At 61.1% G+C, this 26,044-nt stretch carries 19 protein-coding genes; 8 read left to right on the top strand and 11 right to left on the bottom strand.

Annotation, left to right across the window (positions count from 1 at the left end):
- Window positions 1-489: 489 nt before the first annotated feature.
- From C7S18_RS03495 to rsmD, 8 genes are all read right to left on the bottom strand, one after another.
- On the bottom strand, window positions 490-1,059 hold the full coding sequence (locus C7S18_RS03495) for a phasin family protein (RefSeq protein ID WP_106890237.1): 570 nt from the start codon (window positions 1,057-1,059) through the stop codon (window positions 490-492).
- Window positions 1,060-1,433: 374 nt separating this feature from the next.
- Complete coding sequence (locus tag C7S18_RS03490) at window positions 1,434-2,444, bottom strand: DUF1684 domain-containing protein (RefSeq protein WP_240623976.1); 1,011 nt, start codon at window positions 2,442-2,444, stop codon at window positions 1,434-1,436.
- Window positions 2,445-2,540: 96 nt separating this feature from the next.
- On the bottom strand, window positions 2,541-4,391 hold the full coding sequence (mutL, locus tag C7S18_RS03485) for a DNA mismatch repair endonuclease MutL (RefSeq protein WP_106890236.1): 1,851 nt from the start codon (window positions 4,389-4,391) through the stop codon (window positions 2,541-2,543).
- Between the two features lie 8 nt (window positions 4,392-4,399).
- Window positions 4,400-6,127 carry a gamma-glutamyltransferase gene (gene ggt / locus C7S18_RS03480; protein WP_106890235.1) on the bottom strand — a complete coding sequence of 576 codons (1,728 nt, stop codon included), beginning with the start codon at window positions 6,125-6,127 and terminating at the stop codon, window positions 4,400-4,402.
- On the bottom strand, window positions 6,124-6,402 hold the full coding sequence (locus C7S18_RS03475; protein WP_106890234.1) for a YfhL family 4Fe-4S dicluster ferredoxin: 279 nt from the start codon (window positions 6,400-6,402) through the stop codon (window positions 6,124-6,126). The genes ggt and C7S18_RS03475 overlap by 4 nt, the downstream gene beginning before the upstream one ends.
- Window positions 6,403-6,468: 66 nt before the next feature.
- A complete protein-coding gene (locus tag C7S18_RS03470) occupies window positions 6,469-7,188 on the bottom strand; it encodes a hypothetical protein (protein WP_106890233.1) in 720 nt (239 codons plus the stop codon).
- Window positions 7,155-7,652 carry a pantetheine-phosphate adenylyltransferase gene (gene coaD / locus C7S18_RS03465; RefSeq protein ID WP_106890232.1) on the bottom strand — a complete coding sequence of 166 codons (498 nt, stop codon included), beginning with the start codon at window positions 7,650-7,652 and terminating at the stop codon, window positions 7,155-7,157. The genes C7S18_RS03470 and coaD overlap by 34 nt, the downstream gene beginning before the upstream one ends.
- A 92-nt stretch (window positions 7,653-7,744) precedes the next feature.
- The gene (gene rsmD / locus C7S18_RS03460; RefSeq protein WP_106890231.1) at window positions 7,745-8,323 is read right to left on the bottom strand and encodes a 16S rRNA (guanine(966)-N(2))-methyltransferase RsmD; all 579 of its coding nucleotides are present in this window, start codon (window positions 8,321-8,323) and stop codon (window positions 7,745-7,747) included.
- A gap of 139 nt (window positions 8,324-8,462) precedes the next feature.
- Between rsmD and ftsY the strand changes: the two genes are divergently transcribed.
- From ftsY to mutY, 3 genes are read left to right on the top strand one after another with little or no spacing between them, the layout of a single operon-like run.
- Window positions 8,463-9,494 (top strand): signal recognition particle-docking protein FtsY, encoded by a 1,032-nt coding sequence (gene ftsY, locus C7S18_RS03455; protein WP_106890230.1) that lies wholly within the window; start codon window positions 8,463-8,465, stop codon window positions 9,492-9,494.
- 4 nt (window positions 9,495-9,498) lie between these two features.
- Window positions 9,499-10,599 (top strand): AsmA family protein, encoded by a 1,101-nt coding sequence (locus C7S18_RS03450; protein WP_106890229.1) that lies wholly within the window; start codon window positions 9,499-9,501, stop codon window positions 10,597-10,599.
- On the top strand, window positions 10,596-11,639 hold the full coding sequence (gene mutY, locus C7S18_RS03445; RefSeq protein WP_106890228.1) for an A/G-specific adenine glycosylase: 1,044 nt from the start codon (window positions 10,596-10,598) through the stop codon (window positions 11,637-11,639). The genes C7S18_RS03450 and mutY overlap by 4 nt, the downstream gene beginning before the upstream one ends.
- 30 nt (window positions 11,640-11,669) lie before the next feature.
- Here the strand turns inward: mutY and C7S18_RS03440 are convergent, their stop codons facing one another.
- Entirely contained in the window at window positions 11,670-13,058 is a 1,389-nt protein-coding gene (locus tag C7S18_RS03440) for an ABC transporter permease (protein WP_106890227.1), read from the bottom strand.
- Window positions 13,055-13,987, bottom strand: a complete 933-nt coding sequence (locus C7S18_RS03435) for an ABC transporter ATP-binding protein (protein ID WP_106890226.1) — start codon at window positions 13,985-13,987, stop codon at window positions 13,055-13,057. The genes C7S18_RS03440 and C7S18_RS03435 overlap by 4 nt, the downstream gene beginning before the upstream one ends.
- 146 nt (window positions 13,988-14,133) lie before the next feature.
- On the opposite strand from C7S18_RS03435, the gene C7S18_RS03430 reads away from it, so the two are divergent.
- The 4 genes from C7S18_RS03430 to C7S18_RS03415 all read left to right on the top strand — a co-directional run bounded on the left by C7S18_RS03430 (window position 14,134) and on the right by C7S18_RS03415 (window position 20,356).
- On the top strand, window positions 14,134-16,005 hold the full coding sequence (locus C7S18_RS03430; protein WP_106890225.1) for a vWA domain-containing protein: 1,872 nt from the start codon (window positions 14,134-14,136) through the stop codon (window positions 16,003-16,005).
- Between the two features lie 204 nt (window positions 16,006-16,209).
- Complete coding sequence (locus C7S18_RS03425; RefSeq protein WP_106890224.1) at window positions 16,210-16,521, top strand: 7(1) septoil knot domain-containing protein; 312 nt, start codon at window positions 16,210-16,212, stop codon at window positions 16,519-16,521.
- Window positions 16,522-16,736: 215 nt separating this feature from the next.
- Window positions 16,737-17,471 (top strand): helix-turn-helix domain-containing protein, encoded by a 735-nt coding sequence (locus C7S18_RS03420; RefSeq protein ID WP_106890223.1) that lies wholly within the window; start codon window positions 16,737-16,739, stop codon window positions 17,469-17,471.
- 143 nt (window positions 17,472-17,614) lie between these two features.
- The gene (locus C7S18_RS03415; RefSeq protein ID WP_170113081.1) at window positions 17,615-20,356 is read left to right on the top strand and encodes an alpha/beta hydrolase; all 2,742 of its coding nucleotides are present in this window, start codon (window positions 17,615-17,617) and stop codon (window positions 20,354-20,356) included.
- A gap of 679 nt (window positions 20,357-21,035) precedes the next feature.
- Here the strand turns inward: C7S18_RS03415 and C7S18_RS03405 are convergent.
- Window positions 21,036-23,402, bottom strand: a complete 2,367-nt coding sequence (locus tag C7S18_RS03405) for an ATP-binding protein (protein ID WP_106890220.1) — start codon at window positions 23,400-23,402, stop codon at window positions 21,036-21,038.
- A 374-nt stretch (window positions 23,403-23,776) separates the two neighbouring features.
- Here C7S18_RS03405 and C7S18_RS03400 point away from each other — a divergent pair, with 374 nt between their 5' ends.
- Window positions 23,777-26,017, top strand: coding sequence for a DUF1631 family protein (locus C7S18_RS03400; RefSeq protein ID WP_106890219.1), 2,241 nt, complete (start codon window positions 23,777-23,779; stop codon window positions 26,015-26,017).
- Window positions 26,018-26,044: the final 27 nt, after the last annotated feature.

The following is a 26,044-nucleotide window of genomic DNA, read 5'->3' as shown; positions in this document are numbered from 1 at the left end:
GCGACACAAATTCTGAAAGTCTTTTTGCGGCGCGGCAGAGCGCTTATGTAGCGCCTCGGACACGGCGAAATGCGTTGCAAATCAGTCCTCAGACCGATTGCAATGGCGGAAATCAATGCGGGGGCGATCCCTTGCAAACGTTTCGTGAAGGATTACGAAAATCTTTTTTGCACCGCACTGATCACGCGGCGAGCGTCCGATCGCGGGTCACACTACCCCGGCGACGCGACATCCAAGGAGAATCTGAACAAGGTCAGGGTCAATGCGGGTCTGAAAGTCCAAGATGGACTGATTTACATCCTGCCTAACCGCACGATATACGTTGGCACCAGAAACACCTTGGGACCGATGTGCAGCGGACGCCTCTCAGACAAAGAGAAGCCCGCCAGTCGACCGGAGGGGAGGGATCTCGCGGTGTTGTTCGACGGGCGGGCTAAAGATCGTAGCCTTGCGGCCAGATACTGACGTTGTTGTGATGATCAAGATCGATTAAGCAAGGGCCTTCTTGGCTTTGCTGACCGCACGCTTGGCGGTGCGCTTGACTGCTTTCGGCGCTTCGGCGGCCGCTTCGGCCACCGCTTCGACGACCGCTGCGGCGGCAGCCTTGGTGCTGCGCTTGCTGGTGGCAGCCTGCGGCTTGTTCATCTTGTGGACGGCCTTGTTCAGCTCTTCGACGCGGGCGATCAGCGCTTCCATTTCAGCGCGACCCGGAACACCGAGCTTGCCCAACACGCGCGACACGCGGGTCTCGAAAATGCCTTCCAGCTTTTCCCAGGAATCGGTCGCACGTTCCTTGACCTGCTCAACCTTGTTCTCGACCACATCACGCACGTTGTCGACCTTACCGGTCGCAAACTTGCGGGTCTTCTGTTCCAGCGACACGCCTTCCTTCACCAGCGCTTCGAACAGCTTGGTGCCCTGTTCCTGCGCACGCGAAAACGCGCCCATGCCGGCCATCCAGATCTGCTGGGCGGACTCGACGAGATTCTGTGCCTTGTCGCTGACTGCTTCAGCAGCCGGCGCAGACTTAGCTTTGCCTTTCGATTTGAACTTGCTCATGTACCCTCCTCAACGATTTTTGGGAATGCATCTTGCACGCAAGATGCGTCGGCAAGGTGCACATTAGGCGCTCGCCGTAGAATATTCGCACTATCAAAGGGATTCGTTCAGGCAGGCAAATTGCCGCTTCCAGCGCGTCCCGGCCGGTTGATCGCAACGCTCAAAGCGAGTCGCCCTCCGGCATGTAATCACCGTAATCAGACGCTGTCGCGGCCCGTGGCACGCCACGAATGTTCGCTCGCTCCATACAAAAGGCAAGCGCTGCACCAGGCTACGACTGCGTCATGGGCATCCAGGCCACGCAGTGCATCGCAACGCTCTACGCTGTTGCGCCAGACTTGTCCGCGCCACCCTTCCGCGGACCGCGCGCTGACCTACATTCCTTCGTGACCGCCCGGACCGCGATACTTTTTCTCGCCCGCCGTCACGCGCAGATTCAGCCGATTCTCGGGCGGTGGCAGCGGACACGTTGAGTAAGCCGAAAACGCGCAGGGCGGGTTGTAAGACCGATTGAAGTCGATGGTGGTAACGCCATTGACCGCGGGCGGCGCGTACAAGAAGCGACCCGGACCATAAGTCTCGCGACCATTGGTGCGGTCGGCAAAGATGAAGAACCAATCTGCGCTGCCCTCTTCCAGCACCGGATGCAAACTGTATTCCTTGCCCGCAATCGTGAAGTACAAAACGCCTGGCGTCTGCATTTTGTCGATGGTACCGAGCACCGTTTGAATGTCGAAATAAGTTGGTTCCGCGTGAGGCACAAATCGTGCCTGCACTTTAAAGTCAGCATCAATCGGAAAGTAGTCGATTCCTTTAAAACCAGCACGGGTCGGCGCGTTTGGATCCTTGACGCGCAACGCCGGCTTACCGCCGCGCATGATCAGGTACACCGTCAGCGGCTCGGAACGAATCACCGTAGGTTTGGCCGCAGCGTCGTCACTCAGCAGATGCCAGATGCGCCCCGCGGCGTCCTGCTCCATGCGTGCCCCGTACTTGACGAATACCTGCGGGCCGCGATCGGCGTTGAACCACACTTGCTGTTGCGTGACCTTGAATACACCGAGCCGCGCCGGACCACTGGCCAGCCGGATGGCATTGTCGGCGCCAGAACCGGCAGTCTGTTCGCCATCCGTCAGCCAATGCAAGCCGACGAGACTGAGCCAGCCATCCGGTGCTGTCAGCCGCGCCACGCGCGCCGCTCGCCACGTTTCGATGTCGGCCTGATGCTCAGGCGTTGGCGGCGTCGGCGCTTTGTCGACCACACGGCTTGAGGAGTTCGGGCCCGAAGTGGTCGCACACGCCGCCAACATCACACAGAACCAAGCCACCAACCAATGCCGGATTCGCAGCGAACGATGGTCTCGAATGGCGTGAAGCTGGTTCATGTCGGTCTCCTGTACTGCGGTGATTACAAATTTCGATTCAATTCCGGACTGTGCGCTGGCTCGCGTTTTTGGCCCGGTGCGCGAAGTTCCAGCAATTCAGCGTCCGCGCAGAAACAAACGATCCAGGTCCTGCATACTGAGCTGCACCCAGGTCGGCCGTCCGTGATTGCATTGGCCCGAACGTTCGGTCGCTTCCATTTGTCTGAGAATGGCGTTGAGTTCGGGGATACTCAAGCGCCGATTGGCACGGATGGCGGCGTGACAGGCCATGGTCGCCAACAACTCGTTCTGAAACTCTTCCAGCTTGCGCGATTTTTCATGCTCGACATACTCTGCCAGCACATCGCGGAGCAGCGCTTCCACATTCGCCTCGGCCAACGCGAGCGGGATCCGCTTGATCACCAGTCGATCAATACCCGTGCGGCTGATCTCGATGCCCAACTGCAGCAATTCGTCGGCATGCTGTTCGGCGGCATCGACGTCGCGCGAACTGAGCGTCAACGCAATCGGCACCAGCAGCTGCTGCGCCGGTAGCGTGCCGCAGGCACGCTCGGATTTCATGCGCTCGTAGGTGATCCGCTCATGGGCGGCATGGATGTCGACCAACACCAGACCATGCGTGTTTTGTGCCAGCAGATACACGCCATGCAACTGCCCCAATGCGTAACCAAGCGGTGGCACGTCGGGCTCGGCGACCGGCGTTGATACATCGTGCGCCGACCCCACTGGCAATGGGATCGCCGCAGGCGCCGAATGGGGTTCGGCCGAAAACAACGAGTCGAACTGCCGGCGATCAGCGCTGATGCCCGGCGCGTTGGTCAAAAGCGCCGCCGGGGCACGCTCACCATAAAGTGCCGCAAAGCCTTGCAGAGAATCCTGGACGCGCAGCTGACTCTGCACAGGCGCCGGCCCGAACCGATCCAGCATGCTGGTATTGGCTTGCGTCGACACTTGGCCCGCGCGCGTCTGTGCCAGCGCCTCATGCAAGCTCCGAAACAGGAAATCATGCACCATGCGCTGCTCGCGGAAGCGCACTTCGGCTTTGGCGGGGTGCACGTTCACGTCGACGGCGGTGGGATCGAGATCGAGAAACAGCACAAAGGTCGGGTAACGACCGTGGAACAACACGTCGGCATACGCCTGCTTGACCGCATGGGCGATCACACGATCCTTGACGAGCCGTCGATTGACGAAGAAGTACTGCCGATCGGCGCTGCTGCGTGCCGCGGTGGGCAACCCGACAAATCCGTGCAGGCTAAGCCCGGCGACGTGATGCTCGATGCTGAGACTCTGCTCCAGAAACGATTCGCCCAGGAGTGCATCGACACGCTCGGCAATGGACTCCGCACGACTGAGCCGCAGCAGGTCACGGCCGGCATGTTTCAGGTGCAGCCCAACTTCGGGCCGCGCCAACGCCATTGCGCGCAACTGATCTTCGATGTGCGAGAGCTCCGTCCGCTCGGTCTTCAAAAACTTGCGCCGCGCTGGCACGTTGAAAAACAGCTCACGCATTTCCACCGTGGTGCCGGGCGGGTGCTGGGCCGGACGTACATCGGACAAGCGTCCATTGTCGGCCTCAATCATCGAGGCATGCGCATCGTCCCGACGACGGCTGATGATGCGGAACTGCGACACTGACGCAATGCTCGGCAAGGCTTCGCCACGAAAACCCATGCTCTGCACCGACTCCAGATCTTCAAGCGAACCGATCTTGCTCGTGGCATGCCGAGTCAACGCCAGTGGCAGTTCGTCAGGCGCAATGCCGCCGCCATCGTCCCGAATCCGGACGAGCTTGACACCACCGCCGTCCAGTTCCACTTCGATGCGGGTTGCACCGGCGTCGATCGCGTTCTCGACCAATTCCTTGACTACCGACGCCGGTCGCTCGATGACCTCGCCCGCCGCGATCTGGTTGATCAGTTGCTCAGGAAGTTGTCGGATCGGCATCGTTACGCTCAGTGCTTGCCCAAAAGCGCGGGCTCGACGCGAGCACTACCCACTGGGCTCCGCGGATCGGCTGCGCCGCTGAGCTGATTCTGAGTGCGATCCCAGATCACCACATGCATGTTGCCCCAGGGCCGCTCGCTGTCGTTGATCGTATGACCACGCGCTTGCAACGCCTTGGTGTCCTCGCGACTGAGCGCGTTGGCCTCGGTCGAAATGACATCAGGCAGATACTGATGGTGAATGCGCGGTCGACTGACGATCGCCTCTGCGCTCTTGCCGTTCATGAATTCAAGCAGACCAAGCAGCACCATCGTTGCAATGCGGCTGCCCCCCGGCGTGCCGATCACCGCGGTGCGCGTTGGTCCGAATGCAAACGTCGGGCTCATCGTCGACAGCATGCGCTTGCCGGGCGCCGGCGCATTCGCATCGGTGCCCACCAAGCCATAGGCATTCGGGGCATTGGCCTTCAACGCAAAGTCATCCATTTCGTTGTTGAGGATCACGCCGGTGCCGGAGGGAATAAAAGCGGAGCCCATTGGCAAGTTGACGCTCATCGTCGCCGCGACCAGATTGCCGTCGGCGTCGATGACAGAGAAGTGCGTGGTGTCAGTACCACTATGAATGGTGGCGCCCTCGGGCAGACTGCTCGACGGCGTGGCTTTGTCGAGACGAATGGCCGCGCGCAATCCGGCCGCGTAATCCTTGCTGGTAAGACGTTGCAGCGGCATGTCGACGAAATCCGGATCGCCGAGCACATAGCTACGATCGCGATACGCGCGCCGCATTGACTCGACGAGCAAGTGCGTCTGATCCGCACTACTCAGATTGCCGAAGTCATAGCCTTCGAGAATGTTGAACACCGTCGCCATGACCACGCCACCGCTGGACGGCGGTGGCGCGCTGACGATCTGGTAGTCGCGATACTGAAACCGCAGCGGCTCGCGCTCTTTCACTCGGTAATCAGCCAGATCGGACAGCTGCCAATTGCCGCCCGCCGCCTGCACGCCGGCGACCAACATCTCGGCGACCTTGCCCTGATAGAAGCCTTTGGCACCGCGCTTGGCGAGGCGCTTGAAGGTCTTGGCCAGATCCGGTTGTTTAATGATTGTGCCGAGTTCAGGCACATTGCCATTGCGCAAGAAAACGGACGCCGATGCCGGATACCGGAGCATCACATCGCGCCGGATGGCAATCATGCTTTGCAGGCGCGATTCCAACGCAAAACCCTGGTCGGCCAAGCGAATCGCCGGCGCGAGTGAACGCTTCAGCGGCAGACGGCCGTATTGTTCGGCCAAATGCACCAATGCGGCCGGATGCCCGGGAATTCCGGCCGCGAGCGCGCCATTAACGCTCTTGTCGCGATCCAGATTGCCTTCGGCATCCAGGTAGGCCTTCGCATCCACCTTGGCCGGCGCAACTTCGCGCCCATCGATGAACAAGTCGCGACCATCGCTGGCGCGATGCAGCAACCAGAAACCGCCCCCACCCAAACCTGAACTGCTCGGTTCGACGACAGCGAGCGCCGCACTGACCGCCACGGCTGCGTCAAAAGCGTTGCCACCTTCCGCCAGCACCTCGAACCCGGCATCGGTTGCCAAGTGGTGGGCGCTGGCAATGGCGTTGGCGCCGGGCTTCAGCGCATTGGCAGCGCGCTCGGCTGCCCAAGCGGGCGTGATCGAGGCAAGCAGCAAAGTTCCGCCAAGCAGGCGTGCGAAGGTGATTCGAATGGGGCTCATACAGACTCCAAGGTCAATGCGTCGGTCGCCGCCTGGGTCAGACGCTGATACTTCAAAAGCAGGGTGTCGCGAGATTCTGGTTGCGCAAGATCGATGTCGATGCATTCGACCGGGCAGACCAGTACACATTGCGGCTCATCAAAATGCCCGACGCACTCGGTGCAGCGGTCAAACGCAATCACATAGATGCTCGGGCCCATGCTGATGGCCTGATTCGGACACGCGGGCTCGCAGACATCGCAGTTGATGCAGCGCTCGTTGATCAGCAGGGCCATAGCGGGATCAGAAAAGAAAAACGCGACCTGTGCCAGGCACAGGCCGCGTCATCTGGTTCATGGACTTCAGGGCAGCGGCACAAAAATGAAGTCCGCGCCGCCTGGCGCCAGCACATCGCGGATCGCCTGTTCGTCAGCCGCGGCACCGACCACAAGCACCTTGACGCCCTTCAGCGAGTTCGGGCGCACATCCTTGAAGCCGTTCAGGACGAGGTTCGACACTTTCACTTTGTCAGGACCGCCAAATGCCAGCATGTTGCCCGGCAGCACGCCGCGCACCACCACGTCTTGAACTGTTTCCAACTGGCGCTGGGCTTCTTCCTTGCTGATATCGTCATCGCCCGCCGGCACGAAATACACGAACGGACGGCTGCGCACGCCACCCATGTTGTTCTGGACGACACCAGTCAAATACTTCTTCCAGGCTTGCAGATCGTTTGGATCGGACGGCACCACGACCGCCACCGGCTCCTTCTTTGGCTTTTCTTTTTCTTCTTTGCAGCCAGCCAAAGACAGCGCCGCGAACAGCACCAGCATCAGATTACGAATCATCGATTTCATGAGCTTCCCCGCTTTTTTCGGTGTTGGTTTGGTTTCGACTTCAGTACCGCAATTGTCGCAAGTTTTCCAGCTAGAAACACGGGCCCGGATGTCCGCCTGCAAAAAAACGTCGGAACCACCCACGATTTCTTGCCGAAACAACCGCTTGCCCCGGCAGCCCGGTGTTGAGCAGCGCAGTGCCGACCAACCGGCTATCGCTGCCAGCGCTGTTTCAAGGCTCGACACACGGCCGGATGCACGAATCCGCTGACATCGCCGCCAAGACGGGCGACTTCGCGGACCAGGGTTGAGGAAATGAAGCTATGTGCCTCGGATGGGGTCAGAAACAAAGTCTCCGCCTCAGGGATGAGATGGCGATTCATACTCGCGAGCTGGAATTCGTACTCGAAGTCGCTGACGGCCCGAAGCCCGCGCAGAATCACGCCGGCACCGATTTCGCGCACAAATTCGGCCAACAGACTCCCAAATCCGACGATTTCGACGTTGCCGACACTGGCCAGGGCTTCGTGCGCGAGACCAATACGCTCCGCAAGCGTGAACAAAGGCCCTTTGCCGGGATTCTCGGCCACCGCAACAACCAGGCGTTCAAAAATCGGCGACGCTCGATGGACGAGATCGATGTGGCCGTTCGTCATCGGGTCAAACGTCCCGGGATACACGGCAACATGAGGAGACAGGGCTTTGCGCATGGTCGAGCTCGTCGTCTGGTGGAGATGTCTGCCGCAACCTGCCCCGCTCAAACAATCGTATGTCTGGCTGAGCCTTGGCGCTGCAAGGCCGGCTAGCTTATTGGCGATTCCAGGCGGCGTCGATAGAGCGTGATGCCGACTGCGCCAAACCTGCCTTCGCGCCACTTTGACCACGTTTCCGGAGTCACATACTCCGTGCCGACTGGCGCCTCGACATGAATCCAGGCCGAGCCCGACAACGTACCCGAAGCTTCCAAAGCCGCGAGGGTCTGCGACCAGAGCCCGGCGGCAAACGGCGGATCGACAAACACCAGATCGAATGGTCCGGGCAGACGATTCAGCACGGCGGGTGCCGGCGCCGATTCGACCGTCGCGGTCACGTGCAATCGCTGTAAGTTGTCCCGGAGCACCTGGGCGGTGGCGGGATCCGTTTCGACCAGTGTCAGATGCGCCGCACCTCGGGAGAGCGCCTCAATGCCCAAGGCGCCCGTGCCGGCATACACGTCCAGCACACGCGCGCCAGGCAACATCGGCTGTAGCCAGTTGAACAGCGTTTCGCGGGCCCGGTCGGCCGTTGGCCGAAGACCAGGCCGGTCGAGGACATGGAGTTTGGAGCCGCGGAGGTGCCCGGCAATGATCCGGACCTGGTGGGAAGATCGCTTTGTATTCATCGCTTGCAGTGTACGATTGCGCCCTTATCTCCGCACAGTCCTGAGTGTCCGGATCGATCTGGCCTCGGTGCATCGTGCCAGACCCGGGTGCCCTGCCCCGCCAAGGCTTTCGCGGATTCGCCCTGATTTCGAGTAACGCATGTTCAGTTTTTTCAAGAAGAAGCCCGAAGTTGCAGCGCCAATCGCGAACCCAGCCCCAGCCGAGGTCAGCAACGCGCCCGAATTGGTCGACACCTCGCCGCTCGAACAGGGCAACTGGCGCGACCGCCTGCGCAGCAGCATGCTGGGCCGAAGCCTGGGTGCTTTGTTCTCCGGCAATCCGAAGCTCGACGACGCCCTGCTCGACGAGTTGGAAACCCTGCTGCTGACGGCCGATGTCGGCGTGGGCGCAACCGAAGACCTGCTCAATCGCTTGCGCCCCAAAGTGCAAGGTCGCGAGTTTGCAGACGCCGCAGCGCTCATGGCCGCCGTCCGGGGCCATCTGCTCAGCCTGCTGCGTCCGGTCGAAAAACCACTGCAGATCGATTCCAGCAAGAAGCCGTTTGTCATGTTGGTGGTAGGGATCAATGGCGCGGGCAAGACCACGAGCATTGGCAAAATCGCGCGCTGGCTGAAGCTTGAGGGCCAAAGCGTGATGCTCGCCGCGGGCGACACCTTTCGCGCCGCAGCGGTCGAGCAGCTCAAAGTGTGGGGTGAGCGCAATCAGATTCCAGTGATCGCGCAAACAGGTAGCGCCGATTCGGCGTCGGTGATTTTCGACGGCCTCCAGGCGGCCCGGGCTCGCGGCGCCGATGTCCTGATTGCCGACACGGCCGGCCGTTTGCACACGCAAGGCGGACTGATGGATGAGCTGGCGAAGGTCAAACGCGTGCTGACCAAGCTGGATCCGGATGCCCCGCACGAAACGCTGCTCGTTTTGGACGGCAATACCGGCCAGAACGCGGTCTCGCAAGTTCGGCAGTTTCACCAAACGGTTGGGCTGACTGGTCTCGTTGTCACCAAGCTCGATGGCACCGCCAAGGGCGGCGTGATCTTTGCTCTGGCTCGGGAGTTTCGAATTCCGATTCGCTTCGTCGGCGTCGGCGAAGGGTTGATTGATCTGCGCACGTTCGATGCCGAAGAGTTCCTCGACGGTCTGCTGCCGACCGACCTCGGCGGCGGCGCAGGTTGAGCGAATGAGTCGTTCACGCCTGCGATTTTGGGCGCTGCTGCTGATACCAGCATTCGCCCTGACCCTGCTTGCCATCAATCGCCTGCGCGAGGATTCCGAGCGCCTGACTCGCTTCGTGCAAGACTTCGTGCTGCGCGAAACCGGCCTCAGCCTGACCAGCAGCAAGCCGGGCACCTTTGATTTTTGGCCCCAACTGAGCCTCAGCCTCAGCGATGTCAATTTGAAAGACGGCGAGGCGACCGTCGCGGCGGCTCGCCAGCTGTCCATTCAACTGCCTTGGTCGGCGCTCCGTGGCGACACGTTGCAACTCGGCGGTGTGCAAGTCGAGGCATTGATCTTGCAGGGTCCGGCACTGGGTGCCTGGTGGGACAGACAATATTCGGCCGATCTCGGACCGGCGCAACCCTGGCAATGGCCCGAGCTCACGGCGCCGCTGCAGATCGACGCGTTGCAATGGCAAGGCAGCAGCCCTGACGATTCCTGGTCGCTCAAGGGGCTGAGCCTCGATCGGCTGCAACCAGGCCAGATGTCCCGCCTGGAACTGCAAGTCCGGTTACCGAAGCAAGAGCAGGACATTCCCATTGTCGCGCTGCTGACGCCGAGCCAAGCCGGGCCCGACCTGCAGCTGAGCCCGTTTGCTCTGAATGTGGATCCCGGCATCGCGAACATCGAGATCAGCGGCAACGCAGCCTTCAACCATCTGCAGCAGTTCGGGTTTGATGGCGCGCTGAAGACGGGCGACCTGAGTCGGCGGATCGGCATGGATGCGCTCGACCTTGACCAGCAAAGCGCGCTCGCGCTGCAAACGCGTGGATACCTTGATGGCGCGTTGCGCCTGCGCGCCGTGGGTCAGTTGTTTGGCGAAGCGATCGATCTGGATATCGGCCTGCCGGCGGATTGGCGCGCGCATCTCGACCCGCCAATGGCCTTGCTTGATGTACTGCAGGGCCAGATCAAACTGGCCCGCCTCCGCATCGGCATGAGCGAATGGGTCCGCCTTAGCATCGAAGGCAAGCCGCTCGAAGAAACCGTCGGCACCGCACTGCCACCGCAAGCACCAGCGCCGGCGCCTGCACCGGAGCCCCGCGCGCAACCGCCGGCATGAGTGGGTTCGCTGAATCGTTGCTAGCCTGGTTCGACGTGCATGGGCGCCATGATCTGCCCTGGCAACATCCACGCACGCCCTACCGGGTGTGGCTATCAGAAATCATGCTGCAGCAAACCCAGGTCACCACCGTCATTCCGTATTTCGAACGCTTCCTGCAGGCGTTTCCAGAACTACCTGATCTGGCGCGCGCACCGCTTGATGCAGTGCTCGCACAATGGGCAGGTCTTGGCTACTACAGCCGTGCCCGCAATCTGCACCGCGCCGCGCAGGTCTGTGTTGCCGAGCATCACGGCCAGCTGCCGGCCAGTCTGGTTGACTTGATCAAGTTGCCAGGCATTGGGCGTTCGACCGCCGCGGCGATTTTGAGCCAAGCATTTGGCCAACCTGCTGCGGTGCTTGATGGCAATGTCAAACGTGTGCTGAGCCGCGTGCATGGCATCACCGAACCTGTCGAACAGCGCCACGCCGAGCAGCGACTCTGGCAATTGGCTGAGGCAGCGCTGCCCACACATCGCGCAGCGGATTACACGCAGGCCATCATGGATTTCGGGGCCACGCTGTGCACACAGAGCCAACCCGCCTGTTTGATGTGCCCGATCCAATCTATTTGCCAGGCCAGACAACTCGGATTGACTGCCACCATTCCGGCAAAAACCGCCAAGGCTCAGGTGCCGGAACGGCACACGCGCATGCTGTTGCTCAAGGACGGCGGACACGGACTGATCTTGGAGCGGCGACCAGAGCGTGGGATCTGGGGCGGGCTATACAGCCTGCCCGAACTGCCAGTCGACGCCGACCCCGGCACGTGGTGCGACGCGCATTACCGATTGCGAATCGGACCAACGTCGACGTTCAGCCAATTCCGCCACAAGTTCACGCACTTCACGTTGCGTGCTGAGGTGCTGGAGGCTGTTGTCTTGCCAACAGCGGCCATGATGGACCCGGGGCCGCTGCAATGGGTATCGCGTGCACAACTGCCGACATTGGGCCTGCCCAAGCCGATCAAGACCTTGCTGAAAACATTGCTGGTGAATTGAACCAGCCTGCCCCGACGCTCACGCGTACGCTCACGCCATGCGTACCCAACGCCACAACGTGAGCAAATTCGGCGGCTTGCCGTACATCAACAGCCCGATCCGGAACACCTTGCCGGCAAACCAGACCGCCATCACGGCCGCAACTGCGTTCAACAACAGCGCCAACAAGATTTGCCACACGGGCGGCGGGACATTCGAACTCAATCGCATCATCATCACATAAGGCGATGCTGGCGGCACCAGACTGACTACGGTGGCGAGCCCGCCGTTCGGGTCAGACATGACTGGCCCCATCAGCATCATCGGCAGGATCAGTAGCAACATCACTGGGGTGAGCAGCGATTGCGCTTCGCGGATTTCGTTCACGGCAGCGCCGATTGCGGCCATCAACGCTGCCACGGTCGTGGCCGACAACACGAAGAACAGGCACAGATACACGAGCGACGAGACACTGATGAGACCAACCAACGAAAATGTCGCCAGACCGATCAACAACAGCCCACCGTAAACCCCCATCATCAGCGCGCCGACCGCCATCTGACCGATGATCTTGCCCGTCATCAACTCAAGCGGCGACACCGCGGCCAACAGCACTTCCACGACGCGGCTCGACTTTTCTTCGATCGTCGAGGTCATCAGTTGCTGGCCGCCCGCCATCACGCTGATAAAAATCAGCATCATGAATGCAATGGGCAGCAACATGCGTACCACTTCATTCTTGTTCTCAGTGCCCTTGGCCGACACCACTTCGACCTCCGGCCGCGGCACTTCCATCAGCGCACGAATATCAGCAGCATTCAACTGCCGCGCGCTCAGACGCGCGTCCACGATGGCCTGCCGCATCCCATCGCGAACTTCCTTGCTGAAGCGACTGTCCAGCACCTCGCGCTCGAACGCGCGGTAGCCGCCGAGCGCGGTGCTGCCATCACTCGTGGTGACGGCGTTGGCGTCAACCACCAGAATCATTTGCAGGGTGTCGTTGTCCTGATCGGCGCGCTTTGGTTGCTTCAGTAATTCCTTCTCAGCGTCGAGCGCCGCCAGTGAGATGGCTCGGAATTTCAGATTCGGCACATCGCCGAGCGCCTCTTGCAATTTGCTTTCGACGCCAGGCTGCGACCGCAGACTTTTGAACGAACCCGGCATGACCTCGTCGAGGCGCTGGTTCAGTGCCTCACGCTTGGCGAGCAATGCCTCACGCGACATCGATTCAGTCAGGCGCGACAACAGTTCGCCACTCGGATCGACGATTGCAATCGTCCCCGTCACCGGCGGCGACTTGAGATTGGTCAACCAAGGCACGACCGCGATACCAATCACCATCATCAATGGCAAGAACAGCAGACCAAACAAGAACGCTTTGGTCAAAACGGTGGTCGTAAATTCGCGCCACGCGATCTGGATCACTTTGCCGACATTCATACCGACTCCTCCGTCTGGCCGCTGCCCGTCACAATGCTGACAAAGAGATCCTCCAGTCGCGGCCGCACCAGCTCAAGCCGCGCCGGCACCACACTGCGAGTCAGCGCTTGCACCGTCTGTTCCAGATCAGCCCCCTCGACGAGCTTCAGCCGATAGCTGCGATCCTTGCCTTCGACACCGTCAATCCCAGGGACTGCGGCCAACTGCGCCGGAACAACCGACTCGGCGTGCAGCGGCTCAAACAGAATCTCGCGGACAACCTCCTGACGCTTGATCTCGTCCAACGAGTTGTCGAGCACCTTGCGGCCCTGATGCAGCATGACGATGTGATCGCACATTTCCTCTGCCTGCGGCATCACATGCGTCGAGAACAGAATGGTCGTGCCCTTTCGATGCTGCGCTTCCACCAATTCGCGCAGCAAGCGCATGTTGACCGGATCGAGTCCACTGAACGGCTCATCGAGGATCAGCAGTTCCGGATCGTGAATCACCGCCGAAATGAACTGGATCTTCTGCTGCATGCCCTTGGACAGTTCTTCGCAGCGCTTTTTTTGCACATCCGGCAGTCCAACCGTGTCGAGCCATTTCAGCGCTTTGGCTTTTGCGTCGGCGCGGCCAAGGCCTTTCAGGATGCCCATGTGCTGAAGGAACTCAAGCACCTGCATCTTTTTGTAGACACCACGCTCTTCGGGCAGATAGCCGATCTGATCTTTCGCCTTCAAAGCGGAATCGTGACCCAGCACGCGAATGCTGCCCGAGTCAGGAAACAGGATCGACAGAATCATCCTGAGTGTGGTGGATTTGCCCGCACCATTCGGACCGATGACGCCGTACAACGCGCCCTCCGGGATTTCCAGGTTCAGGTCCTGCACGGCACGCTTGCTGCCGAACTGTTTGTTGACGGCACTGATTGAGATGGCTGATTTCATTCAGCCATTCGACCACGAACCGGCCCGGCTGCGAAGCCCCTCCGTGCGTGAATACAACCTGACTGTTGTCACGTGTGCCGTCCAAAAAAATAAAACCCCAATTTCAAGTGCCCCCCGTTGCATGGAAACCCACCAAGGAGTCGCCCATGTCCACTGCTCGTCGTTCCCTGTTCAACGCGTCTTCGCTGTCTCTCGCTATCTCTGCCGCCTTGCTGCTCGGCGCCTGCGCCAAGCATGCGGAAACGCTCGCCGATGCCGACCGAGCACCGGAACCTGAGCGAAAGGAACTAGCCCGCGTCGAAGCGGCGATCAATCAACCCGTAGTGGACCAGATGCGTGCCACGGCGAAGCCGGCCAAGCAGGACGACGCATCCGAAGAACTGGATACGATCGTCGTGACCGGCAGTCGGATTCAGCGCGTAGACATGGAAAGCGCAATGCCCGTGTTGGCCGATGCCCCAGCATCACCCCCTGCGTCTTATCCAAGCTCGGTCGCTGCGGCGGCGCCCATGGAGCGGATCGCAATCGGCTCCGGCGGCGCGCTGCAGACGCAGCCGGCTGGCGCCTCACCCATCGACCCAGCCAATCGCGAGACGTATCAGGAGCGCCAAGACAACGACGTCAAATTGGTGCAGGAGGAACCTGTCTCGACATTCAGTATCGATGTCGACACGGGCAGCTACAGCAACGTGCGCCGGATGCTGGCCCAAGGCTATGCGCCGCCGGCCGACGCTGTGCGCGCCGAGGAGTTCATCAACTATTTCGACTATCAACTGAGTCCGCCCAAAGACCGCAGCAAGCCTTTTGCGGTGCATACGGAACTCGCACCTGCCCCCTGGAACGGCAAGCATCAGCTTTTGATGGTGGGATTGAAAGGCTACGAGATTGCGGCATCCGAGATTCCCGCTGCCAACTTGGTGTTCCTGATCGACAGCTCGGGCTCCATGGATTCGCCCGACAAGATCGGCCTGCTGAAGCAGTCGTTTGCACTGATGGTGCCGAAGCTGCGCGCTCAGGATCGGGTCAGCATCGTCGTCTATGCCGGATCGGCTGGTCTCGTGCTACCACCAACTGCTGGCGATCAGCACGAAACGATTCTGGCAGCATTGGACCGACTCAGCGCGGGCGGTTCGACCAACGGCGCGCAGGGCATTCAACTCGCGTATGACCAAGCGCGTCGCGCGTTCATCAAGGACGGCGTCAACCGCGTCATCCTGGCGACCGATGGCGACTTCAATGTCGGCTTGGTCAGTACCGAAGCACTGAAGACGTTGGTGGCCGAGCAGCGGAAGTCGGGCGTGTCGCTCACGACGCTTGGCTTTGGTCAGGGCAATTACAACGATGAGCTGTCGGAGCAACTCGCCGATGTCGGCAACGGCAACCATGCCTACGTCGACACGCTGCAGGAAGGCCACAAAGTACTGGTCGAAGAGATGAGCTCGACGCTGTTCACGATTGCGAAGGACGTGAAGATCCAGATCGAATTCAATCCGAGCGTCGTCGCTGAATACCGACTGATCGGCTACGAAAATCGCCTGCTGGCCCGCGAAGACTTCAACAACGACCAGGTCGATGCCGGAGAAATTGGTGCCGGCCACGATGTCACCGCGTTGTACGAGTTGGCGCTGGTCGGCAGTGGCGGCGAGCAGGTCGATCCGCTTCGCTATGGCAAAACACAAAACGTCCGCGCACCAAACAGCGAGCTCGCGTTCCTGAAGCTGCGCTACAAGGCACCAGACGCTGACAACAGCCAGTTGCTGAGCTTCCCGATCAGCACCCATTCGATGCAAGCGAAGGCCAGCAACAATCTAGCGTTCGCGGCCGCAGTCGCGGCTTTTGCCGATCGTCTGCGCGGTGGGGAACACATCGGCACGTTCTCGTATTCAGAAATCGCCAACCTCGCTCGCCAGCATGTCGGTCGCGACGATTTCGGCTATCGCCAGGAACTCGTCGGCTTGGTCGAGCGCGCCAAGTCGCTCTCCGGCGAGGCTAGCCCGAGCCTGAGCATTGCCGAGTAATTGCAGTCATCTCCCACAGGGGGAATCCGAATGGGTCTGGCCAAGCGCCAGGCCCGTTCTCTTTTGCGCGAGGTACGCGGTGGAACGAGCCATCGCCGTCATGCTGCATTGCGTCGACGCGCACTCATGCCGCATTCAGCCACGAAGCGCACACTGCAGACGAGCCATCCCGCATCCGGGAGGCACTGATCAGGAGAACCACCGATGCGCACGCTCGTGAGTCTGCTTCCCCTTTTGTTGATTCTGGCAACGCCTGCTGTGGTGACGGCTGGCGACAAGCCTGATGTCAGCAAGATCTACGGGAAAATTCAGGTGGTCGAATCGTTTCCGGATTACAAGGTCAAAGTCGTGGAATCGTTCGCTGATTTGCATGTGCAGGTTGTCGAGAGTTTTCCGGACGACCCGGGCAAATGGCAGATGGTCAACAGTTTCCCGGACTACAAGATTCAGTTCGTCGACAGTTTTCCGGACTTCACCATCATGTACGTGAACAGCTTTCCCGGCCCTCAGGATTGAGCAGTGATGCCGCGCGCGACGACCATTGCCGGACGTGGCGGGCCCTGATTTGAGATCGGAAGGCTTGGACACAGATGCGCGGAATCAAACACTTGCAAATGGAATGTCACAATTTCACAGGGCTTTGTCGGCGGATCGCGGTGCAATTGCCTGATACCCGCCATTGTCCCAAAGTTTGATGGCGCCATCGGCGGTTTTTTCGTACGCTTGGCGCCATGAAAGCAAACCGTGTCAAATGCAGTGAGTGCGCCCTGCATCCTCTGTGCCTGCCTGCTTCGGTGTCGATCGAGGAGATCGAGCGTCTGGAGGAAATTGTGCTCCAGCGCCGGCCCATGCAGCGCGGCGATCGCCTTTTTAATGCCGGCGAGAATCAGCGCGCGGTGTATGTCGCCAGCCAAGGTTCGTTCAAGACGAGCGTCGTCAACGAAGGTGGCGAAGAGCAGACAATCGCGTTTTATATGCCGGGCGAGTTGATTGGCCTGGACGGGCTGAGCGCTGGCGCGCATCGGTGCGACGCCGTTGCACTGGAACCGAGTTTGGTCTGCGAAGTGCCTATGGCGAGCCTGGAACGGCTGTCCCAGAAAATCCCCGGGCTCCAATGGCAGCTGCTCCGAAACATCGGCAAATCGATGGAGCAGGATCAGGACCACCTGACCATGATGGGCCGCAAGCAGGCGCAAGATCGTCTGGCGATGTTCCTGCACGGGCTGTCCGAGCGGCAGCGGGCACTGGGCAGGCCTTCGGACGTATTGCTGCTGTCCATGGGCCGGGCCGACATTGCGAGTTACCTAGGGCTGGTGATCGAGACCGTGAGCCGTGGCTTGAGCCAGATGCAAGATCAAGGCCTGATCCAGGTTCAGGGCCGGGAAATCCGAATATTGAAGCCCGATACAATCGCCGCCATGAGCCACGGCGACTACGAACCTACACCGATTCGAAAGCACGCCTGACCGCTTCCGGGCGTCCGGGTTCTGAGGTTCAGGGCGAGATGTCGGTGGGCCGCGTTCAAATCCGCGCAAAACAAGACCTTGGATAACACCTTTGCGACGGCGAATCCGGTACATTTCGGACCATGATCCGGACTCGCCTACTCATGTTGCTGGTGCTTGCCTGCCTGCCGTCTTTGGCGGCGGCCGACCAACTGGCCGATCTGGCCTACTCGGAGCAAGCTGGGCCTGATCAAACCCTGGACGTCTATCGCCCGGACACGCCGGGCATGCACCCGATGGTGGTGTACGTCCCCGGCCAGGACTGGCAGCAAATCAATAAGCGCCACATCGGCAATCGCGCGCTGACACTCACGAGCGCCGGCCACTTGGTGGTCGCGCTGAATTATCGCGCACAGCCACAAGCGGATTGGCGGGAACAGACTGCAGACCTCGCGATGGCCCTCACATTTGTTCGGGCGCGCGCCGAGATCTGGGGGGGCGACCCGAATCAGATCCTCTTGCTGGCCGACGGTTCTGGCGCCCACTTGGTTGGCAGCTTGCTTGCCAAGCCTGCCGAGTTTGCGTTGGAGTCGGCTGATCTGAATGCGATCCGAGGCCTGATGCTGAGCGAGCCCCAGGGCATGAATCAGGAGCCGACTGTCTGGCAACCGGGCAGCAATGTCCCAGCCGCAATGCGCGATGCCGCGACTTGGCAGCAGCGTTCGCCCGTCCAGCAGTTGGCGAGTCACGACTGGCCGGTGTTGTTGAGCTACCCGGCAACCGATGCGCCCGCGAATCGCGACCTGGCAAGCCGCTTGCAAAACCTGGGCATGGCCGTCACCGAAGTGCAGGCCGAAACGGAAGCGGCGCTTGCCGACCGAGAACGAGAATGGATGGCCGCATGGCTGAAAGCGTTGCCTATTGGCAGGGTCCAGCGATTCGAGACGATGAACCTTGGTACCGTGCTCGAAAGCGGTCGCCAGACTCCGACGTTCGAAGGCTGGCAGGCCGATGGCGTCGGTGCCTTGTTCGCCGATCGTGGGATGCTGTACGCGGGGTTGGATGGCGCGGTGTCATCGCGCGGACCGAGCCGGATACTGGTACTGCGCGGATCAAGTCAGAGCTGGCAGGAAGCGTTCCGGTTTCCCGACTCTGTCCGAAATGTCCAATGGATCGGACGCGTCACGCTGGCAAGTCAAAGCGTGCTGGCTGCCATGGTCGGCAGTGACGCTGATGGCAGCATGCTCTGGGTGCAACAAGCTGATCGGAACTGGGTCAGTGTGCCGCTGCCCTGGGATCTCGCACAGTCGCGTGTGCACAGTGTGCTGCCGCTCCAGCAGGACACGCTTCTGATGGCGGACGGCCGCTCTGGCGGCATCTGGCGCATCGAGGGTGACCGGCTCGGGACCATCAAAGTGGTTGCGCAAGCCGAAGTCAATTTCAATGGCCGCGGCGCCGGTCTGGCGAGCTTGAATGGCCAGGTATATGCGGCTTGGCGCTACGCGAGCGTTGGCAGTCGTGTCTACGTGCGGCAGGTTTCTGACGGTGCGGTCAGTTGGCGTTATGTCGGCGATACGGACACCGAAGTCGGCAGCGAGGCCGCTGCCATGGCGGCGATCACCGATGACGCGGGCGGCGGCAGCCTGCTCATTGCGCACACGGTAACCGGCCGAATTACGCGCGTCCGCCCCGGTTCAGGCGAACGGCCGGTGCTGGAGTTCGAGCTCGAAGCGGCGATGCGTCGACAGTTCAATGACCAGGGCCAGCCGCTGACGTTCATGAACACCGGTGTCCAGACGGCACTGCATCCCGAGACCAACGAACGTCTGACCATCATTGGATTCCGGCGCCCAGTGATCGCCGGCAACGCGGCCGACCCGACGCTTTACAGTCATGTGCTGATTCGTCAGTCGGGCGGCAGTTACAGCCTTCGTAGCCTGGCGCCCGATACGGGTGCGGCCTGGCAGCGCGGCGCGATCGCAGCCATGGCCCCGTCACCCTTTGTCGAAGACCAGGGTCGCCGCTGGTTTTTTGCCGGGGCGGGCGCGACCGAGTCGGGCAATCAGGCGTGGCTCGATCAGGGCGCACTGCAGCAAGCCCAAGTCAAGCGCGGCCCATGGTGGAATCGCGCACAGAGCGGGCATGGCTTTGACATTCAAAAGATCGGCAACCAGTGGGCAGTGCTGTTCTACAGTTTTGCGAGTGACGGCCAGCCGCAGTGGTGGAGCGCTCTCGGCAGCATCACCAACGGCCAGTTCGTCAATAATCAGAATGGTCTGATGTTCACTGAGCAAGTGCTGCGCGATGGCAATCTGGTGTCGTCGATCAATACCGAACGAACCGGACAGCTGCAGATCCGCTTTGGGCTTGGCGCTGGCGACGCGGCGTGCGCCGACGGCGTGAACCGCGCGGACGCGCTCGCGCTCGCGGAAGCGGAAATCACGATGCCCGGGCAGGCAACGCGGCGTTGGTGCATCGAGCCCATGCAGATTCGTGGTGCGGGCAACGGCGCTGTCGACAACAACGGTATTTGGACGGCAGGCCTGCTGGATTCGGGCTGGGGCGTGTCGCTGTTCGCCCAGGGCCTTGGCGCCGAAACCACCCAGGGTGCGATTGTGTATTACTTCGATGGTGCCGGGCAGCCGCGATGGGCGCTCGGCAGCGGCGTACAGGCAGATGGCCGCGCAACCTTGAGCATGTTGAACGTTCTGAACGGTTGCCCAACCTGCGCGTCGGTGCAGCCGCAATACCGGGCGATCGGGCAGATGGATCTTCAAAGCAGCGGCGCTTGCGGCGAAGTGTCGCTGCGCACAAGCATGGATCTACGTTATCCGGGCCTCGAAGGCAGCCTGTTTGTCCGCAACAACCTGAGTCTGCAGCGGTTGAGCGACGCTGCTTGCTATTGACGACAGGCGCGCCGGTAGCCGCTCGAATGTGGCACTGCCGCAGCAACATTCAGTTGGTAAAACCGCTTGCATTCTGAATCCAACACGCCGAACCGCGAACGTGCGCCACCGGATTCGCCTAGCGACTTACGGACGCGCCGCGCTGTACATGTCGTTGCCTCATTGCGCGCCCAGCATCCCGATTGAGCGATTTGCGCGCAATGACGATCTGGACCGAAAGCAGCCCAATCCCCGGGCCCTCGCCCGCGATCGCGGGGGAGGGAGCGCTCCCGCTCTCATCAAACACACGATAACCCGTTGATTTATGTACCCAGTAGATCTACGACTGATGCCCGTCCTGATCGCAAGTAGCCCCCTCCCCGACCCTCCCCCGCGCTCGCGGGGGAGGGAGCCGACTCCCTCTCCCACGCGAGTGGGAGAGGGCTGGGGAGAGGGCTACTTGCGACATACCGCCATCTTGAAAGCCGCGTATCGTCACCGATAGTTTGATGCGCTATTCAGCGCGCCTCGGTGCGACTGATGGCCCCAGAGCGAACCGGTCGCTGTTTGCGCGCAGCGTTCCAATGTCCACCGCACGCCGCTTGCGTCCTCGACCCATCGGCGACGGATTGCATCCAAACATCGCAGCGCTGCACGGACCGAACCACCTCGCCGCGCTGCCAAAAGCTCATGCCGCACATCAGGCTTCCAGCGCTTCCCGCAGCCGTTCAAGGCTCGTAGGCTTCATGACCCAATCATCCACCAGATCTCGACCGAGACTGCTGCTAGGCGCGTGCCCCGACACCGCGACAATTCGGGGCTTCACGCCACGCGCCGAAAACACTGATCGGAGCTCGCGAGCCAATTCGGTCCCTTTGGCATCGGGTAGCTCATAGTCGAGCAGACACGCGCCAAAATCTTCTTGGCGCGCCAGGATCAACGCTTGCTCGGCGGTCTCGGCGGTCCGGACGTCGCAGTCCATCGCATTCAGCAAGAGCACGTGAAATTCGCGATTCAGCAAGTCGTCGTCCACCAGCAGCACACGCCGGCCAGCGACGGGCGGGGGCTCTTGGCTGGGCGCTTCATCGGGATAGCCCGGATCGACAACCGGCAGCGACAGTCGGAACTGGAACCGGGTACCCCGACCGAGGTCGCTGCTGACTTCGATCCGTCCACCCATGAGTTGCACGAGATCCTGAGAAATCGCGAGTCCAAGCCCAGCGCCACTGCGATGCCGCGCGCCCTCCTCGCCCTTCTCGAATGGCCGGAACAAGCGCGCCAATTCGTTGGCGGCAATCCCGTGCCCGCTGTCATCTACCGCGAATTCCAACTCCACCTGGGTAGGGGTTTGCTGAAGGCAGCGCACACTCAAGCCCACATAGCCCTGCTGCGTAAATTTCATGGCGTTGCCAAGTAAGTTGCCGAGCACTTGCTGCAAACGGTCGGCGTCGACTTCCACGGCTGCGGGTATCCGCGAATCGACAACCAGCTTGAACTCCAAGCCGCGAGCATACGCGCGCGCCTTGTATTGCTCGGCGAAGGCGCGCAGATTGGTGCCAAGCTGGACGGCACGGAGCTTGAGGCCAAGTTTGCCGCGCTCCAATTGGCCGTGATCGAGCAAGTCCTGGGCGAGCGCGCCCATGCCCTGGGTCGCCGACTCGATGGACGCAACCAATTGCTGGCTTTGCTGATCGAGCGCCTTGCTCCGTAACGACGCGCACAACCCAAGGATGCCGTTCAGCGGATTCCGAAGGTCGTGACTCACTCGCAGCATCGCATTGACCCGCTCCGCTTCGGCATGCTTCAGCCGCCGCATCGTGCGGCGAAGCATCAGGTAAAGCCCTGCGAGCGCGACCACCGCAATGACGCTGACGACCGCAATGACGCGGCTCAGCTGCGAGGTTCGCGTTGCCGAGGCAGCAAGCAGCCGGTCGGCCTCCGCGCGCGCGTTGGCCTGGGTCAGCTCGGCCTCCTGCTCGGCATATCGGAGCCGGTCCTCGAAATCGTCGGTCGCAATTTCGCGTTCACGTTCAGTCACTTGCTCACTGAGTTCGTTCAACCGGTCCAGCATTTCGCGGAACGTGCCGACATCAGTCCGGCTCGCATGCAGGCGCACCACTTCGCGCACCACCCTGATCTCGTCGCGATACAGGTCGAGTTCGCGAAACTTCCGGGCGGCATCGATCAAACCCTGTTCGGCCTTGATGACATTGCCACTGAGGATCTCACCCCGCGCCGCCAGTTCAAGACTCAACCCACTAAGCTGACTGTTCTTCAGCATCAGCGCTTCCTTGCCGATCAGCGACGCCATGCGCTTGGTCTCTTCCGGGTCCTGGCGGGCCAGTGCAAGCCGCCCGTATTCCAACCAGATCTCGCCACGCAGCTTCGGGTCGTCGATCTTCAGGACGAGCTCTTGCGCTTCGAATAGCGCCTCGCGCGCACGCTCGAACCGGCGCAGATCAACCGCCGCCTTGGCCAGATTGCGCAGCAGACGAACCCGGAGCGGCAGTGCCTGCCCGGGCGGCAGCTCGGCAATCCCGGATTCTGCGTACCGTTGCGCGAGTTCGCTCTTGCCCAGGCTCGCACTGATCGACGAGTACGCGAGCGCCACATCGGCGCGCAAGGTCGGCTCATTCAAGTGCCGAAGCCTGGCACTGGCTTCACCCAGGGCTGTTTCGGCCGAATTGAAGTCTTGCATTGCCGCGTGTCCGCGAGCGGTCATGATCAGCCCGCGGATCTCCAGGTAGGGGTCATTGCCGTTGCGCGCCGCTTCGGTGGCCAGACTGCCGGCCCGTCGCTGGCAAAACCAGTCGGCCTTGACGCGGCAGGCGTTGGCTTCGGCCAGCGCCAGCCGGGCGAGCGTCAGGTGGTCGCCACTCTGCTCCGCACGCTTCCGAAGGGGCTGAATACTGAGGAGCACGGCATCAGGATCGGTCAGCGCCTGCTGTTCGAGCGGGTGCTGATCGCGGTAGCTCTCGATTTGGGCACGCGCCGACGCCACCGGCAAGGCTGCCAGCAGCACCAACAATGCCTGCCGCCACAGCAGGCTTGTGAAGGCCTTGTGCATGAAAATCCCTGCTTGTCCGGGCGAAATAACCGCCTGTCGCAATGATGCCGGAAAACGATAACGAATGTGACTCCAATCACAGTCCGTTTGCACCCCAGTTTCTAGATTTGTGACGACTTTCCGGAATTGGCGCGGGTGGACTGAGAAATCAGCATCGGTGTCCGCGTCTTGGATCGTGACGACCGTCAAGCGCCAAGTAATTGATGGTCGTGATCGCGTGCGATTGAGCCGCTTCTTTCGGTTTAATCAGGCAGACCAGGGATGGTTTGTTGTGGACGCTGCCAGTAAGGGGTCGCCACTGGTCGGTTGGGGCCGATCCGAACGCACAATCCGCAACGTGGCCCAGACACGTTGCAACCGCATCCAGGTGCACTATGTCCTCCGATTTCAGCAGTTCCCGCAATGTGCTTCCGTTTCAGCGTGCCGATGCGCAGACCGAGTCGCGCAACCGCCGCTTGTTCGACGCGCTGACCACGGCTTGGCAACAGCCGGTGCAGGACCTGTGCACGCTGGTATTTCAGGACGGCGACGATGCCTTGTTCGACCGCTCCGAACGCGCCGGCAATTTCAATCAGCAGAGCACGCACTTCGACATCATGCGTCGCCTGCGCCTCGCCAAGGTCGATCTGGCTGCGCGCACGTTCGAAGCGGTGCAGAGTGAGCTCGCCCGCCTGCTCGGCACGCGCAACGAGCGTTATGGCCGTATGCCGGTTCCGGCTCAGTCCGATACATTGAGCTTGGTAGACCCCGACACAATTGAATCCGAAGTTGCCGCGCAGGCCGCGGCGAGCCGGGTCCGGAACCGCTATAGCCAGGACTTCCAGGCGCTGAGCAAGCGCTTTTCCACTGTGCAATGGGTGCCACAGGAGGGCGACCAGAACAACACGCTGGGTCCGGAAATGCTGTGCATGAGTTTCATGCAGGCCCTGAACCATTTCGAGTGCACGCTGGAAACGCGACTCGTACTGATGAAGCTGTTCGAGCGCGAACTGCTGAAGGCCTGCGAGACTCTGTTGATGCGCGCCCATGCCGCGATGAACGCGTGCCAGGTCGCGGTGGATGTGCCGTACCGAACCTTTCAACGCCCAACCGCACCCGCAAGTGCCGCACCCGCAGCGGGACTACCGGCCGCAATGCCGAGTCCGTCAGCGGCCGAGGTAGCCGCTGCGGCGAACCCTTACGCGATTCCGGCAGGTGGATTCACGACCGACCAGGCCATCATGCACTCGCTGCGCGAGCTGATCAATGCGTTGGGTCTGCGCTATGCCGCGCATCATCGCTTCCAGCCTGGCTCCGGCCTTCCGGTCGCAAGTCGCCAGGAACTGACCGAGGCCATCCAGGCGGTTGCGCTGCAATTTGAACAACCGGCCGTATCGAGACCAGACAGTCTGTCGACCGCCATCATTGAGACGCTCACACAGCAGCGAAATGGCAGCACAGTGCAGATCCGTCCGCTCGACGCCGGCCTGATCGACCTGATGGGAATGATGTTCGACTACACCGTCAGCGATCGCCACTTGCCAGCTGAGCTGCAAGCCGTGCTGGGCCATTTGCAGATTCCATATTTGAAGCTTGCGCTCGCCGATCCGCAGTTCCTGGCGCGTCGCGAACATCCAGCCCGTTTGCTGCTCAATGAGCTTGCCCAGGCAGCTTTGGGCTGGACCGAGGCAACCGATCGTGGTCTGAAGACGCTGATGACACGAATGGTGGATGACCTGATGAAGGTCAGCGACCCGCAGCCTGAATTGTTCGCCGCGCTCCGCAAAGAGCTTGCCGAATTTGCTGGCAAGGAACACCAACGCGTCCAGTTGGCCGAACGCAAAGCGAGCCAGGCTGCAGACGGCAAGAATCGGATGGAAGTGGCAAAGCGCGACACGGAAGAGACGTTGCGGGTCAAACTCGGCTCGACCGAACTGCCGATGGCCATGGCCAAGTTGGTAGAGCAATACTGGCAGCAGTATCTGGTTTTGACCCACGTCCGGCACGGTCGTGATTCGCAAGAATGGCTGGATGCGCTCCGTCTGGTTGATCTGTTGGCCCATTTTCCGAAAGCCGATGCGAGCCCCGAAATGGTCGCCCCATGGCGCAAGCAGTTTGCCGAGGTTGAAGCCCAACTGCGTCAGGGCATGAAACAAACGGGCGTTACCGAAGCCGACTGCGATCTCATCATGTCTGGCCTGCGCGAACTGGTGCAGATCGAACATCAGCAAACCGTTGCCGAGCGAGTGATTGAGCGTGCCGAAACGCCGCGCGTCAAGATCGAAGCGCTGCAACCGAAGCCTGTTGAGGCCCCGCTAATTGCGGCTCAAAGCGCGAGCGCTGAAGAAGAACTCGGTCCTTGGGTCGAGAAAGCGCGCGCGATGAAGAGCGGTCAGTGGTTCGAATGGCAAAAGCAGCCGGGCAAAACCGAGCAGATCAAACTGCTTTGGATCAGTGGCGACCACCAGCAGTTCATGTTCGTCAACGGCAATGGCATCAAGGCCATGGAACGCAAGCTCGGTGAACTCGCGCTCGACCTGAAGGCGGAAGCGCTGAAAACGCTGGAATCCAAGCCGTTGGTTGAGCGTGCCTTGGCGGCAGCAATGCAGCGGGTGCGCGGGCGACGATCGGCGTGAACGGCGCCACCCTCGGTGCCCGCAGCG

This window comes from Ahniella affigens (assembly GCF_003015185.1).
GTDB lineage: Bacteria > Pseudomonadota > Gammaproteobacteria > Xanthomonadales > Ahniellaceae > Ahniella > Ahniella affigens.
Note: the sequence above shows the minus strand (reverse complement) of the source record. Positions and strands in the feature narration are given on the sequence as shown.